We start from the raw sequence: 13027 nt of genomic DNA, 5'->3' as shown, positions 1-13027 counted from the left end.
TTTTTTTGAACGGGCCGCTAAATATTTGCGCGGCCCGTTCGTCTATCAGGGAGGAAAGCCGGAACGGGGCCCCGCCTCGCCCGCCGCTTTCGCGTCAGTTTTGCCGTTTCCGCGTTTTCGCTTGCCTTCCCTTTACCGACGTTGCCGATGACAGCCGCCCACGAGCCTTCTTCCCCGCCGTCCCTCGACGCTTCCCCCGGCCGCCCCGCGGCGCGCCTGATCCTTGCGCTGTTGCGCGAAAGCCGCGTGTCGCTCGCGCTGGCGCTCACCGCGTGCGTGCTGAACGGCGTCGCGAGCGTGCTGCTCGTCGCGACGCTGAACCGCGCGCTCTCGCAGCCGGGCGCGGCCGACGCGTCGCTCGCGTGGCGCTTCGCGCTGTGCGCGGTGATCGCACTCGTCACGCGGATCGTGTCCGGCACGCTGTTTGCCCGCCTGTCGCAGGACACGATGGCGCGGCTGCGCGTGCATCTCGCGCGGCGCGTCGGCGCGGCCGAGCTGCGCGACATCGAGCGGATCGGCGCGGCGCCCGTGCAGTCGGTGCTGACCGACGACGCCACCAACGTGTCGATGCTGTTCTTCGCGCTGCCGAACCTGGTCATGCACGGCTCGATCGTGTTCGGCTGCCTCGGCTATCTCGCGTGGCTGTCGTGGCCGGTGTGCCTGCTCGCGCTGGCCGCGATCATCGCCGGCTCGCTCGGCTATCACACCGGCGACCGCCGCGCGATCGCGGCGCTCGAAGCGGCCGGCCAGGCGCAGGATCGCCTGTTCGGCTATCTCGGCTCGCTGTTTTCCGGCGCGAAGGAGCTGAAGCTGCACGATGAACGCGCCCGCCAGTTCGTCGACGGCCAGCTCGGCGCCGCGATCGGCGAAGTGCGCGATCACCGCCGCCGCGCGTTCAGCGCGTATGCGGTCGGGGTTGGCTGGATCATCTTCCTGTTCTACGTGTTCCTCGGCATCGCGTCGTTCTGGCCGCAGCTCGGCGTGCATGCCGATCCGGCCGCGGCCGCCGGCTACGTCGTCGTGTTCCTGTTCATGCTCGTGCCGCTCGACGGGCTGCTGAACAACCTGCCGACCGTCAACGCGGCCCGCGTGTCGCTCACGCGGATCGAAGGCGTGATGGCTGAATTCGGCGCGCTGCGCACGGTGCCGCCCGCGTCCGACGCCCCCGACGTGCCGCCGGCCGGCGCCGTCACGCTGCGCGGCGTCACGCATGCGTACTTCCACGAACGCGACGAACGGATGTTCAGCATCGGGCCGATCAACCTGACGATCCAGCCGGGCGAGCTCGTGTTCATCGTCGGCGGCAACGGCAGCGGCAAGACGACGCTCGCGAAGGTGCTGACGGGCCTCTACGAACCCGAGGAAGGCACGATCGAGGTTGACGGCCGCACGATCGGCTGGCGCGAGCGCGCCGCGTACCGGCAGCGCTTCAGTGCGGTGTTCAACGATTTCCACCTGTTCGATGCGTTGCTCGGCATCGTCGACCCCGATGATCCGTCCCGCGCGCAGGCCGATGCACGCGCGAACGCGCTGGTCGCGAAGCTCGCGCTCGATCACAAGGTGAAGGTGGTCGACGGCGCGTTCTCGACCCGCGCGCTGTCGACCGGGCAGCGCAAGCGGCTCGCGCTCGTCGTCGCGTACCTGGAGGATCGGCCGTTCTACCTGTTCGACGAATGGGCGGCCGACCAGGACCCGTCGTTCAAGGCCGTGTTCTACGAGCAACTGTTGCCCGAGCTGCGTGCGCGCGGCAAGGCCGTGATCGTGATCACGCACGACGACCGCTACTTCGATCTCGCCGACCGCCTGTTGAAGCTGGACAACGGGCGCATCGTCAGCGATACGACGCCGGCGCGGTCTCGCGCGCAGGATGGTGTCGATGCGCTGAGCGCGTAACACGGCAAGTCGATGAAAAAAACGCCGACGCGCTGCCATGGCAGTGCGTCGGTGATTTTCGTTTCAGGAAGCAATGTGGCCGGCGCGTCGCGCGACCGCAGAACGCCCTGGGGCGATTCACCGCGCGTCCCGCGCACATGCAGCGGCCGCCGTCGGCGAGTATGCCACCCGACCGAAGCGCATCGCATCGAGCGCGACCGCCGGCCACGCGGCCGGGTCGACCCGGATCGCCGCGCGGCGCGCGCAGGCCGACCGCAACGCCCTGCCCGTCCAAGTCGAAGCGGCGTCATCCGCCGATCGAGGAGCGCCGCGCACTCAACGCACGGCCGGCAGCTTCAGCATCGTGTCGGTCATCACGTCGGCCAGCTTCAGCGCCGACATCGGGCCGCCAAACCCCCAGATATTGCGTTCGATGAGCGCGATCCGGTGTTCCTTCATCGCGGGAACGAAGCGCCACACCGGCGAATCGAGTTTCGCGGATAGCGGCACGTCCATCCCCGACGCGGTCACGAACAGCACGGCCAGCTCGCGCTGCCTGAGTAAATCGGCCGACGTCACGTACAGCGTGCCTTCCCGCGTCGGCTTCTTCGGCCACGGATCGAGCCCGAGCGCCCGCGCGAGCCCCGCCGACGTGCTGTTGCCGGTATAGGCCCAGTAGCGGTCGGGCAAGCCGAGATCCTGCAGCAGCGCGACGCGCTCTCCCTTGCGGCCCGCGGCCGCGAGCCGCGCCGCATTGCGCGCGATGCCCGCATCGAGCTGCGCATCGACCGCCTGCGCGCGCGCGTCGCGCCCTGTCACCGCACCGATCGTCCGGAAGATCTGCCGCATCCAGTCGAGCTGCGTGACCGGCACGCCACCATCGGACACATTCGGGCTGAACTGGAACAGGATCGTCGGTGCGATCCGGTCGAGCGCGTCGAAGATCGGCGCATGGCGAAAACCGACGCCGATGATCAGGTCGGGCTTGACCGCCGCAATTGCTTCGAGGCCCGGCTCCTGGCGCGACCCGATGTCGGTCACGTTTGCGAGCCGGTCGCTTTGGTATCCGAGCCAGCCCGGATAGAACGCGGTATCGGCCATCCCGACCGGCACGAGGTCGAGCGCGATCACGCTTTCCGCGAACATGAAGTCGAGCGCGACCACGCGCTGCGGCCGCACCGGCATCGTCGTGCTCGCCTGCGACACGACGGGGTTACCGGCCAGCGACACCGCCCCCGGCGCACGCGCGCCCTGCTCGCGATGGGCATCGAGGGGCGCGGCAACCGCGCCGGACGATGCGGCAAACGCACCGCAGCACGCGGCGCCGAGCGCCGCGAGTGCGCCGAGCGCGTGCCGGCGGCCGGCGTCCATCACCGGATCGCGTCCTGCCCGGCCAGCGCCGCGTCGTCCATCGTCAGTAGCAGGGGGCAGCTTCCACACAGTTGCGTTTCTCCAGGAATTTCATAGCGCAGGCAGCACACGCGGCGCGCGCGAAACGGCGTCGGCAGCAGCGCCGAGCGCGGCACGGTATCGCGCACGGGCACGCGCAGCGGATTCGGCTCGCCGTGCACGCAGCGCGAGCCGAACAGCCAGTCCGCATCGCGGACGGGATCGGCCGCGCATGGCAGCGCACGATACGTATCGAGCAGATAGTCGAGCAGGTTGCCCGCGTTGCTCCACAGCACGCGCGGCGTGACGCGGCCCATTGCCGCGAGCAGGTCGATCACCGCGCCGAGATGCGCGACGAGCCCCGCATAGCGGGGCGCCGGGTCGTCGCACGGCGCGCCGAGCGCATCGTGCGGGACGTACAGCGCGGCGGGCATCCCGTCGTCGAGCGCGACGAATGTGCGCTCGGGCGACATGTCGAGCGGCCGGCCGAGCGTCAGCGCGGCGACGACGCCGGCCGGCGCCGCGCGACCGAAATAGTATTTGCTCCATTGCGACATCAGCGCGCGTGCATGCTGCGCCGGATCGCCGCCGTAATGGCCGACCATCGCGTCGAGGATTGCCTCGCGGTGATCGGGCAGCGTGCTGACGGGTACGACGATCCGGCCCGGCGCATCGTGCGCGTCGTCCGGCATGCCGAGCCAGACGACGTCGAGGTGTTCGGCGAACGGTTCGGGCGCGAACGCCGAGAAGCGCGTGGCGCGCGCGCCGTCGAGCGCGGGCGTCATCGCCCTGCGCGCCGGGCGCGGCGCCCCTCGAGGATCAGCAGCCCGAGCAGGTACGGCGCGCCGATCAGCGCGGTCAGCACGCCGGCCGGCACTTCGCGCGGCGCGACGACCGTACGCGCCGCGAGATCCGCCGCGCCGAGGATCAGCGCGCCGCACGCGGCCGCGAGCCACAGCCGCGTCCGGTGCCGGCGCGCGCCGAGCATCGTCGCGACGTGCGGCGCCATCAACCCGATGAAACCGACCGGCCCGACCGCCGCGACGGCCGCGCACGCGGCGAGCGTCGCGATCGTCAGTGCGAGCGGCCGGAGTGCCGCCACCGGCAGGCCGAGCGCGGCGGCCTGGTCGTCGCCGAGCGCGAGCATGTCGAGCGGTTTCGCGAGCCATGCGAACACGGGCACCGCGAGCACGCACCACGGCAGCAGCATCGACACTTCGCCCCAGCTCCGCCCATAGGTACCGCCGACGAGCCATACGACGAAGCGCGCGGGCTGCACGCTTTCCTGCGTGATCAGCCATTGCGCGAGCGTGGTCCACAGCGCGCCGATCACGATGCCCGTCAGCGCCACCGCGAGCGGCGCATAGCGGTGCCGGTGATTCAACGCGAGCGTGACCGCGAGCGACAGCCCGCCGCCGATCAGCGCGGCCGCCGCGAGCGTCACATGACCCATCAGCGGCCACGTCGACAACGCGAACAGCGTGACGAGCCCCGCGCCCTGCGTGACGCCGAGCACTTCGGGGCCCGCGAGCGGATTGCGCACGACGCTTTGCATCGCGACGCCGCTCACCGCCAGCAACGCGCCGGCAAGCAGCGCGCACAACAGGCGCGGCATGCGCAGGTCGATCAGCATCCGCGCGAGCGCATCGTGGCCGGACAGCGCAGCGGACCAGCGCGCGATCGACAGCCACTCGGGGCCGGCCGACACGCCGACGAACACGATCAGCACGCCCGCCGCGACGAACAGGGCCGTGCGCAGCGGCCAGCCGAGCCGTTCGAGCCAGCCGACGAGCCACGTCGAACCGCCGCCCGACGCGCGTTCGGCATCCGCGTGCAGCACGCCCGACCACGCGGCACCGCGCCGGATCATCGCGAGCATCAGCGGCGTGCCGACCAGCGCGATCGCGACGCCGGTCGACAGCGTCGCGTCGAGACCCGACGCGAGCACCGCACTGTCGGTGACGAGCACGAGCGCACCGCCCGCGAGCGCCGACAGCGGCACCAGCACGCCGAGCCGCGCGGCGCGCGCGCCGCGCACCTGGCGCAGCAGGTTCGGCGCGACGAGGCCGACATACGACAGCGGGCCCGCGATACTGACCGCCACGCTCGTGAACGCGACCGCGACGATCGTCGCGGCGAGCCGCGTCGCGTCGACGCGCACGCCGGCCGCCGCCGCCGCATCGTCGCCGAGCGTGAGCGGATTCAGCGGCCGGATCACGAACGGCAACGCGACGAGCGGCACGACGAGCCAGCGCGCGGCGAGCGCGAGGCCCGTCGCGCCCGGCTGGTAGAGGCTGCCGTTGGTCCACAGCGCGGCGCCCGCGATGTTCTGCTCGAAGAACGCGAGCACGAGCGTCGACAGCGCCGCGAACAGCAGCATGCACACGCTGCCGGCGAGCACGAGGCGCAACGGCGTCGCGCGCCAGCCGCCGGCCGCGACTATCGCGCAGCCGGCCGCGGCCAGCCCGCAGACGAACAGCAGCGGCACCGATGCGACACCCGCCAGCGCCGGCACGAGCATCGCCGCGAGCAGGCCGAGCTGGGCGCCGCCCGTCACGCCGAGCAGGTCGGGCGACGCGAGCGGATTGCGCGTGAGCGACTGGAACAGCGCGCCCGCGATGCCGAGGCAGCCGCCCGCGACGAGCGCGGCCGCGACGCGCGGCAGGTTGAGGTCGAACAGGAACACGTGCGCGAGCGCGGCGGCATCGCTGCCGGGCACGGCGCTCCACCACACGCGCAGATCGGGCGCGACGCGCAGCACCGCGAGCAGCGCGATCAACGTGACGAGGCCGAACGCGATCGCGCCGGCCCGGCCCGACGCCGTGCCCTTCCCCGCCGCCGCGAGGCGCTTGCGCATCGCGAACGTCGTCATACGGCGAGATCCCGGTCGAAGACGCCGGCCGCCTGCGGCGCGCCGTCGGTCGTCGGCCCGTAGGCCGGCACGCACATCGGCGCGCCCGTCTGCGGATGCGAAAGCTTCAGCATCTCGACGCCGAACGCCGCGCGCAGCCGCGCCGGATCGAGCATCGCGTCGGGCGTGCCCTGCGCGACGAGACGGCCCGCGCGCATCAGCACGATCTCGTCGCTGTACGCGGCCGCCTGGTTCAGGTCGTGCAGCACCCACACGATCGTCAGCCCGCGCGTGCGGTTCAGCGTGCGCAGCGCATCGAGGATGTCGAGCTGGTGATGGATGTCGAGATAGGTCGTCGGTTCGTCGAGCAGCACGATCGGCGCCTGCTGCGCGAGCGCCATCGCGATCCACGCGCGCTGGCGCTCGCCACCCGACAGCGCGCCGACGTCACGGTCCGCGTCGCCCGCGAGGCCGCTCGTCTCGAGCGCCTCGTCGATCGCCGCGTGATCGGCCCGCGACAGGCCGCGCAGGAAGCCGCCGTACGCATAGCGCCCGTACGCGACGAGTTCGCGCACGGTGAGGCCCGATGGAATCTGGTTGAACTGCGCGAGCATCGTCAGCTCGCGCGCGAGCGCGCGACGGCGAAACGCCGCGAGCGGCTGGCCGTTGACTTCGACATGGCCGGCACGTGCGGGCTGCAGGCCCGCGAGCGTGCGCAGCAGCGTGCTCTTGCCGCAGCCGTTCGGTCCGCACAGCGCGGTTACGCGGCCGGCCGCGATCGACAGGTCCAGCCCGTCGATCACGACATGGTCGCGATACCCTACCGACAGCCCGCGCGCGGCAAGCGCGGCGGTACTACGCGTCATCAATCCTCCGTTCGGCCGCGCGGGACCGTATAACTCTGCGCCATCGCGACGACGACCTTGCGCGGCCCCTCGAACGGGTCGCGCGCATGCGCGGTCAGCATGTTGTCGAGCATCAGCACGTCGCCCGTGCGCCACGGGAACACGATGCGCTGCTGGTCGAGCACGCCTCGGATCTCCGCGAGCGCGTCGGCTTCGAGCGGTTCGCCGTCGCCGTAATACACGTTGCGCGGCACGTTCTCGAGCCCGACCGCGTCGACGAGCGCTTCCTGCATGTCGTCGTCGAGCGCCGACAGGTGAAACAGGTTCGCCTGGTTGAACCACACGCGGTCACCGGTGCGCGGATGCCGCGCGACGGCCTGGCAGCGTTCGCGGGTGCGCAGCAGCAGCTCGCCGTCGTCGTCGGTGCGCCATGCGCATTCAATGCCGCGCGCCGCGCACATCCGCTCGACTTCGGCCGGCTCGTCGGTGCCGAACGACTGCTGCCACGGCAGGTCGAGCCCCTGCCCGAAATTGCGCACGTACAGCAGTTCACGTTTCTCGAAACGCGCAATCAGCGCCGGATCGAGCGCGCGATAGACGGCGCGGCTGTCCGCGATCGGCGTCGCACCGCCCTTCGGCGCGGCGAGCGCGCAGTGGAACCAGATCCGCAGCGGCCATTCGCGCGTATACGACTGCTCGTTGTGCAGCGGAATCGCGCGGTGCGGCGGGTATTCGGTCGACGTGTAGACCGCGCCCTCGACCTGGCTGCGCGGCGTCGATGCGTATTCATAGCCGATCAGCGGATCGCCGAACGACGCCGCGAACTGCTGGAACGCGTCGATCGACGGCACGTGAAAACCCGTGAACAGCACGCCGCCCGCCCGTTCGAGCGTGTCGGCCGCGATCTCGCGCGCTAGCGGCGAGACGTCGTCGATCGACATGCCGTCACTGCCGCGCGGCGACACGACGGTGGGCAGCCCCGGCTCGATACGCAGGTCGTCGAGCGTCGGCAACGAAAGCAGGGTCATGCAACGTCCTCTTCAGGTGGCGCGCCGGATCACGGCGCAGCGGGTCACGACGCGCGCGGTGCGCGCTCGCCGTCCATCGCGCGGCGCAGGCTCGCGGGGCGCATGTCGGTCCAGACGGTCTCGATGTGCGCGAGACAGTCGGCTTTCGGGCCGCTCACGCCGATCTCGCGCCAGCCGGCCGGCACGGGCCGGAACGTCGGCCAGATCGAATACTGTTCTTCGTCGTTGATGACGACCGCGTAGACGAGGTCATCGGTGTCGGCGGAAGGCGTCGTGGCTTGCGTCATGATCGGAAATCGCTGAGGCGGTTGAAGGTGGCGAAGCGGCGGTTTCGGCCGCTCCTGACTGATAGACGTTTGGCCGGCGCGGTTTTTTACCGGCGCCGTGCGCGGCCGCCCAGGAACACCGGGCACGCGACGCCGCGATGGCACGCGTCGAGGCATTCCGCGCAGTGGCGCTCCGCGTCGCGCACCATGAAATGCACGAGCGTCTGCGACACGTTCAGCGCGCGCGCCGCGGTCTGCAGCGTCTCCTCGCGCAGCCGCACCATCTCGAACGCCGCGCGGCTGCGCGCCGGCAGGTCGTCGAGCGCCGCCCACACGCGCCGCAGCGTGTCGCGCGTCAGCAGCGCGGCTTCCGGCGTCGGCTCGGGCGACGGCACGTCGAAGCCGTCGTCCTCTTCCGTGTGATAGACGTTCTCGAGGCTTTGCCGGCGGCACGCATCGATCGACGCATTGCGCACCATCCGCGTCACGTACGCGACCGGTTGGCGCACCGCGTCCTGGTTCGGAAATTCGACGAGCTTCACGAACACGTCGTGCACGACGTCCTCGGCGCGGCTCGCACAGCCGACGAAGCCGCGCGCGACATTGACGAGCATCGCCCGATGCGAGATCAGCACGTCCAGCAACGCACCCTGCGCACGGGGCTCCGCGGTGCGGCGCGCACGCGGCGGCCGGTCGGGATAACTGCCGAGGAACGGGTTTGCCGCTGCCGCCGCCGGTCGGTCGAGCACTTCCGCCATCGCCATCGATCTGCTCCGTCAAATTCCGAGATAGCGAAATTTAACGTAAACGCAAATCATTCTCAATACGATTACGAAATGACCCTTTCGGTTGTCAGGATTTGTCTGAACAATCGGCGGAATCGTTGCCGGGGCAGATGGGACGCATGCCGCTGGTCGTGGCAGGAGACACCGACTCGTCTGTCCGGCGCGCACGGCTACCGCTGCTTTCACGGGGTTCTGACGAAACGCCTGGGGTGTCATGTCATGTGCGGTAGCAACTTCTTACCACGTGAAATTTTGAGGGCTCGTACGATCGACGTGTCGTTTCCCCAGGGAGAACAAACATGAAATCCATCGTGCTATCCGCTGTCATGCTGGGCGCGCTGTCGAGCGTGATGCTCACCGGATGCGTCGCCTATCCGGGCCCGGCCGAAGTCACGATCGGCTGGCATGGCGATCGTTACTGGGACGGAAATCGCTACTGGGAGCGCCGCGACTGGGAGGCTCAGCATCGCGGCGGCCATGACGACCGCCGCGACGATCGCCGGGACGACCATCGCGACGATCAGCGGCCGCAGTGGTAACGCGCCGCCGCTCCCGTGACCCACTATTCAACGACAGGACCTCAAACATGAAGACGCTACTCAAGACCCTGACCGTCGCGGCGCTCGCCGCCGCCGTGCTCGTGCCGGCGATCGCCGAAGCCCATCCGCACCGCGTGTGTCACTTCGAGCATCACCATCACAAGGTTTGCCGCTGGGTGCGGTAAACGACACAAGGCGTCGGGGAACCGGCGCCTTGCTTCATCGCTTTACCTGATTGCGACCGTGATCGCTAGCGTGCGGCCGGCAGCAGCCGGCATTGCACCAGCCGCGCCGGGGTGACCGGCATGCGGCAGACATCTCGCTGCATCGCGGCGTTCGGCTTTGCCGCCAGCATGCGTGACATCGCCTTCGGCTGCGACGCCCGTACGCGCGATGCGTCCGCACCCGGGCTCGCCGGCCGCAATGCGCGCAGCGTCGCCGCATCGATGTGCACTTGCCAGAATTGCGGCCTCCCGTCGGGGTCGTCTTCGCGATAGCCCTGCCCCGTGATGGTCTGCCCATCAGGGCTCACGCCGATCACGCGGCTCAGATTCAGCGTGCCGGCCGACAGGCCGGCCGCTTCGAGCAACGCAACGAGGCTGCGCATGCCGCTTTGCGGCGTCCAGACGAAGACACGCGCGACACCGGTCTGCTCGTTGCTCGAGCCACCGATGACAATCTGCCCGTCCATACTGATCGACAACGCGTAGCTGCTGTCATCGCCTTCGAGAAAACCGAGCCGCTGGATGCTGTCGCCGCCGTTCGTCCACAGCACGGCTTCCGAATCGAGCCGTTGTCCATCCGGCGTGTCCACGAGAGTGCCGAGCGAGCCGGCGATCGTCCGTTCGTCTTCGGTCACGCCACGGGCCATATCCATTCTGGCCGCGCCCGCGTTGATCGTCGGCAACAGTCGTTCGCCGGTTCGTTCTGTCCAAAGGAGCGCGCGCGAACCATACACGCCGTCGACATTGCCGGCGAACCCGGTTGCAGCATTCCCGGACGAGGTCATCGCGAGCAGTTGCACGAGATAGTCGCCGCCCGGCGGCAACTCGCGGAAACCCCTCGGCTGGTCCCACATGAACCGTGCATTCCGGCCGCCTGTCGTCGTAAAACTGCCCGCCATCCTCGTGCCGGCGAGGTTCGCAACGTCGACCCTTGCGCCCCGGCCGGCCGTATCCGGAACGAGTTTCTGTGTGCGACCGTCGCCGGGCCATCGCACCGCCCATCGATCGAGGTTGCTGCTGTCCGCCTGGCGCGCGCTGATCGAGCCGCCGATTACCTGCCCATCGGCCGACACCGTCTGTGCCTGCGAGTCATAGGCGTTCGCCGGCGCGGCCAGCCGCTGCCAGCCCGTCGCGGCCGACCAAGAGAAGGCCATCGAGCCACCGGGCTGCGCTTCGCTCCAGTAGGAACCAATGATCGTCTTGCCGTCCGCACTGACGGCATTGCCGTTGTACTGCACGTCGCGCGGCCCGCCCAGGTCTCCAATCACCGTCAGCGAATAACCGCCGGCCGATACCGTCTGCGCGTGAACCGCGCTCATTGCCGACACGGCCAGCACGGCCGCGACGACACTGCGTCTCGGATGCATCCCCTTCTCCTCCGTCCGTACATCAATGAAAATTCAGTGCACGCAGCATGTTGCGCGGCGCACGCCGCTCACACCGCACCACGCTCAATACAGGAAAATCCGGATCGTGGCGGCTGCGTCAAACGGCCCGATCTTCGGTGGTCCGAACGACTTGAGCACCGCATCGAGCATCACGGTCTGATTCGCAACGTTGGCCGCAAACTGCGTGAGCGTGAACTGCTTGTTGAACTCGATCGCCTTGCCCTGACTATCCTCGAGGCCGATCCCGAAATTGCTGTTCGCTGCCGGCACCAGCAAACCGTTCTGTACGGTGCCCTTGGTCGCCTCGAAATAGCCGTCGACGCGAATCGGGATGCTGCATTTCTTCGTCAGCGACAACGAGAACCGCCGGCGCGGCACGGCCGGCAGGAAGCCATTGCCGGACGCCTGCACCTGACCGAAATTGACGATGCCGGGCTCGGGCGTCACCAGCACGTCGACGAGGCACGGTGTCGGCTTCAGGCGCGACAACCCGCTCAGCCGGTACTGAAAACTCGATCGGGCCGCGTTGAGGCCGTATTTGCCGTCGAACTGGAAGACCGCATAGATATCGTTCGGCGGCTGCATCCATTGACCCTTCTTGCGCACCACCACCTGATAGGTAATGCTGAGTGGCACCTTCTCGCAGCGCCCCCATGCAAAGTCCCGGGGCGAACACGGACCCACTTCGGTGGTGGTTTCCACGCGCGCGCCCAGCCCGCTACCCAGGCCGAAATAGTCCCGGCCACCATAGCGAATGCCGATTTCCAGTCCCCATGCGGCGGGATCCTGCATTCTCGGGTTCGCGTAGAAGTAAACCTTCTCGGAAAAGGCCAGTGCGTCCCCGCCGTAGTCCTTGTAGCAGTACCCCGTCGTCGTGCGCGGCGGCGATACCCAGATCACGTACCCGTCCTGCGCGTCCGTCGGATACGATGCGACGCCGCCGATCGGCTCGGTAAGCGAATCCGCGCCGCCGTCGCTCAGGCAGCGCAGCGCCCATGCCGGCTGCACCACCGCGATCAGCATCGCGAGCACGACCCAGCGCAGCCATGCCGCGAGCGGCGACAGGCGTTGTCTTGCGCCCCCGCTCATTTCTTCACGCTCTTGCAAGCCCCTGCCTCACACGCATACTCCACCGCCACCTGGCCACCGTAATCATCGACATGCGTGACGAACAGCGTCGACGGCGTCGCGGCCTTGAACGGCACGTCCGTCCTGCTCATCGGGCTCACCATCACCGGCTCCAGCGGCACGGGCGTCTTCTGCGCCCCCGAAGCCAGGTTGACGATCGTGATGTGATACGGCGTCGGATTGTCGAACACGAGCGTGTGCGCGGCCGAGTCGACCCGCAACGTCATCGGCAACGTCCAGTCCTCGTCACGCGCCGGCTGCACGGCCTTCGGGCGGTAGAACAGCTTCATCTGCGTATGCAGCGCGATCTGCAACGTGTTCGGCGTATCCGTCTTCGGCGGCACTTCGCGGATGTTCAGGTAGAACACCGTTTCGCGATCGGCCGGCAGCTCGGTGCCCGGCAGCTTCGCGATCCGCAGCACGTTGCGCTCGTTCGCCTCAACGCGCTGCAGCGGCGGCACGACCATCAGCGGCGACGTGATCTTGTTGCCCTTCGCGTCCTCGAGCCACGACTGCACGAGATACGGGTACGTCGCGCTCTTGTTGGTGATCGTGACGATCGCGGCCTGTTCGCCTTCGTTGAAGATCACGCGCGTGCGATCGGGCACGATCGCCGCCTGCGCGGCGCCTGCGAACAGCGCGCCGGCGGTCGCGAGCACGCACCATGCGCGCCGCGGAAAGGAAAGGGAGAAGGAATGTTTCATCGCGGGAT

General features: G+C 69.0%; 13 protein-coding genes. 3 read left to right on the top strand and 10 right to left on the bottom strand.

The window, feature by feature from the left end:
- The first annotated feature begins 147 nt into the window (after positions 1-147).
- On the top strand, positions 148-1893 hold the full coding sequence (locus tag CFB40_RS08930; RefSeq protein ID WP_089425385.1) for a cyclic peptide export ABC transporter: 1746 nt from the start codon (positions 148-150) through the stop codon (positions 1891-1893).
- A 315-nt stretch (positions 1894-2208) separates the two neighbouring features.
- Here CFB40_RS08930 and CFB40_RS08925 read toward each other — a convergent pair whose 3' ends face one another.
- The 7 genes from CFB40_RS08925 to CFB40_RS08895 form a co-directional block, all read right to left on the bottom strand.
- A complete protein-coding gene (locus CFB40_RS08925; RefSeq protein ID WP_089425384.1) occupies positions 2209-3246 on the bottom strand; it encodes an ABC transporter substrate-binding protein in 1038 nt (345 codons plus the stop codon).
- The gene (gene fhuF / locus CFB40_RS08920; RefSeq protein WP_089425383.1) at positions 3243-4046 is read right to left on the bottom strand and encodes a siderophore-iron reductase FhuF; all 804 of its coding nucleotides are present in this window, start codon (positions 4044-4046) and stop codon (positions 3243-3245) included. Before fhuF ends, CFB40_RS08925 begins: the two co-directional genes overlap by 4 nt.
- A complete protein-coding gene (gene fhuB, locus CFB40_RS08915) occupies positions 4043-6133 on the bottom strand; it encodes a Fe(3+)-hydroxamate ABC transporter permease FhuB (protein WP_089431058.1) in 2091 nt (696 codons plus the stop codon). Before fhuB ends, fhuF begins: the two co-directional genes overlap by 4 nt.
- Positions 6130-6978: an ABC transporter ATP-binding protein gene (locus tag CFB40_RS08910; protein WP_089431057.1), complete on the bottom strand. Its 849-nt coding sequence runs from the start codon at positions 6976-6978 to the stop codon at positions 6130-6132. Before CFB40_RS08910 ends, fhuB begins: the two co-directional genes overlap by 4 nt.
- A complete protein-coding gene (locus tag CFB40_RS08905; protein WP_089431056.1) occupies positions 6978-7985 on the bottom strand; it encodes a TauD/TfdA family dioxygenase in 1008 nt (335 codons plus the stop codon). Before CFB40_RS08905 ends, CFB40_RS08910 begins: the two co-directional genes overlap by 1 nt.
- Before the next feature lie 44 nt (positions 7986-8029).
- Complete coding sequence (locus CFB40_RS08900; RefSeq protein ID WP_089431055.1) at positions 8030-8272, bottom strand: MbtH family protein; 243 nt, start codon at positions 8270-8272, stop codon at positions 8030-8032.
- Between the two features lie 86 nt (positions 8273-8358).
- On the bottom strand, positions 8359-9015 hold the full coding sequence (locus CFB40_RS08895) for an RNA polymerase factor sigma-70 (RefSeq protein ID WP_089425379.1): 657 nt from the start codon (positions 9013-9015) through the stop codon (positions 8359-8361).
- A 320-nt stretch (positions 9016-9335) separates the two neighbouring features.
- On the opposite strand from CFB40_RS08895, the gene CFB40_RS08890 reads away from it, so the two are divergent.
- Positions 9336-9575 carry a hypothetical protein gene (locus tag CFB40_RS08890; protein ID WP_046545673.1) on the top strand — a complete coding sequence of 80 codons (240 nt, stop codon included), beginning with the start codon at positions 9336-9338 and terminating at the stop codon, positions 9573-9575.
- Positions 9576-9622: 47 nt separating this feature from the next.
- Entirely contained in the window at positions 9623-9760 is a 138-nt protein-coding gene (locus CFB40_RS38605; protein ID WP_163008971.1) for an HHHH-motif protein, read from the top strand.
- 65 nt (positions 9761-9825) lie between these two features.
- Here the strand turns inward: CFB40_RS38605 and CFB40_RS08885 are convergent, their stop codons facing one another.
- The 3 genes from CFB40_RS08885 to CFB40_RS08875 all read right to left on the bottom strand — a co-directional run bounded on the left by CFB40_RS08885 (position 9826) and on the right by CFB40_RS08875 (position 13019).
- Positions 9826-11118: a calcium-binding protein gene (locus tag CFB40_RS08885; protein WP_256976596.1), complete on the bottom strand. Its 1293-nt coding sequence runs from the start codon at positions 11116-11118 to the stop codon at positions 9826-9828.
- 132 nt (positions 11119-11250) lie between these two features.
- A complete protein-coding gene (locus CFB40_RS08880; RefSeq protein WP_089425377.1) occupies positions 11251-12276 on the bottom strand; it encodes a fimbrial protein in 1026 nt (341 codons plus the stop codon).
- Positions 12273-13019: a fimbrial biogenesis chaperone gene (locus CFB40_RS08875; protein ID WP_089425920.1), complete on the bottom strand. Its 747-nt coding sequence runs from the start codon at positions 13017-13019 to the stop codon at positions 12273-12275. Before CFB40_RS08875 ends, CFB40_RS08880 begins: the two co-directional genes overlap by 4 nt.
- Positions 13020-13027 lie beyond the last annotated feature (8 nt).

The organism is Burkholderia sp. AU31652 (assembly GCF_002223155.1).
In the GTDB taxonomy this organism is placed as follows: domain Bacteria; phylum Pseudomonadota; class Gammaproteobacteria; order Burkholderiales; family Burkholderiaceae; genus Burkholderia.
The sequence above is the reverse complement of the archived record's forward strand: the minus strand, read 5'-3'. Positions and strand labels throughout refer to the sequence as shown.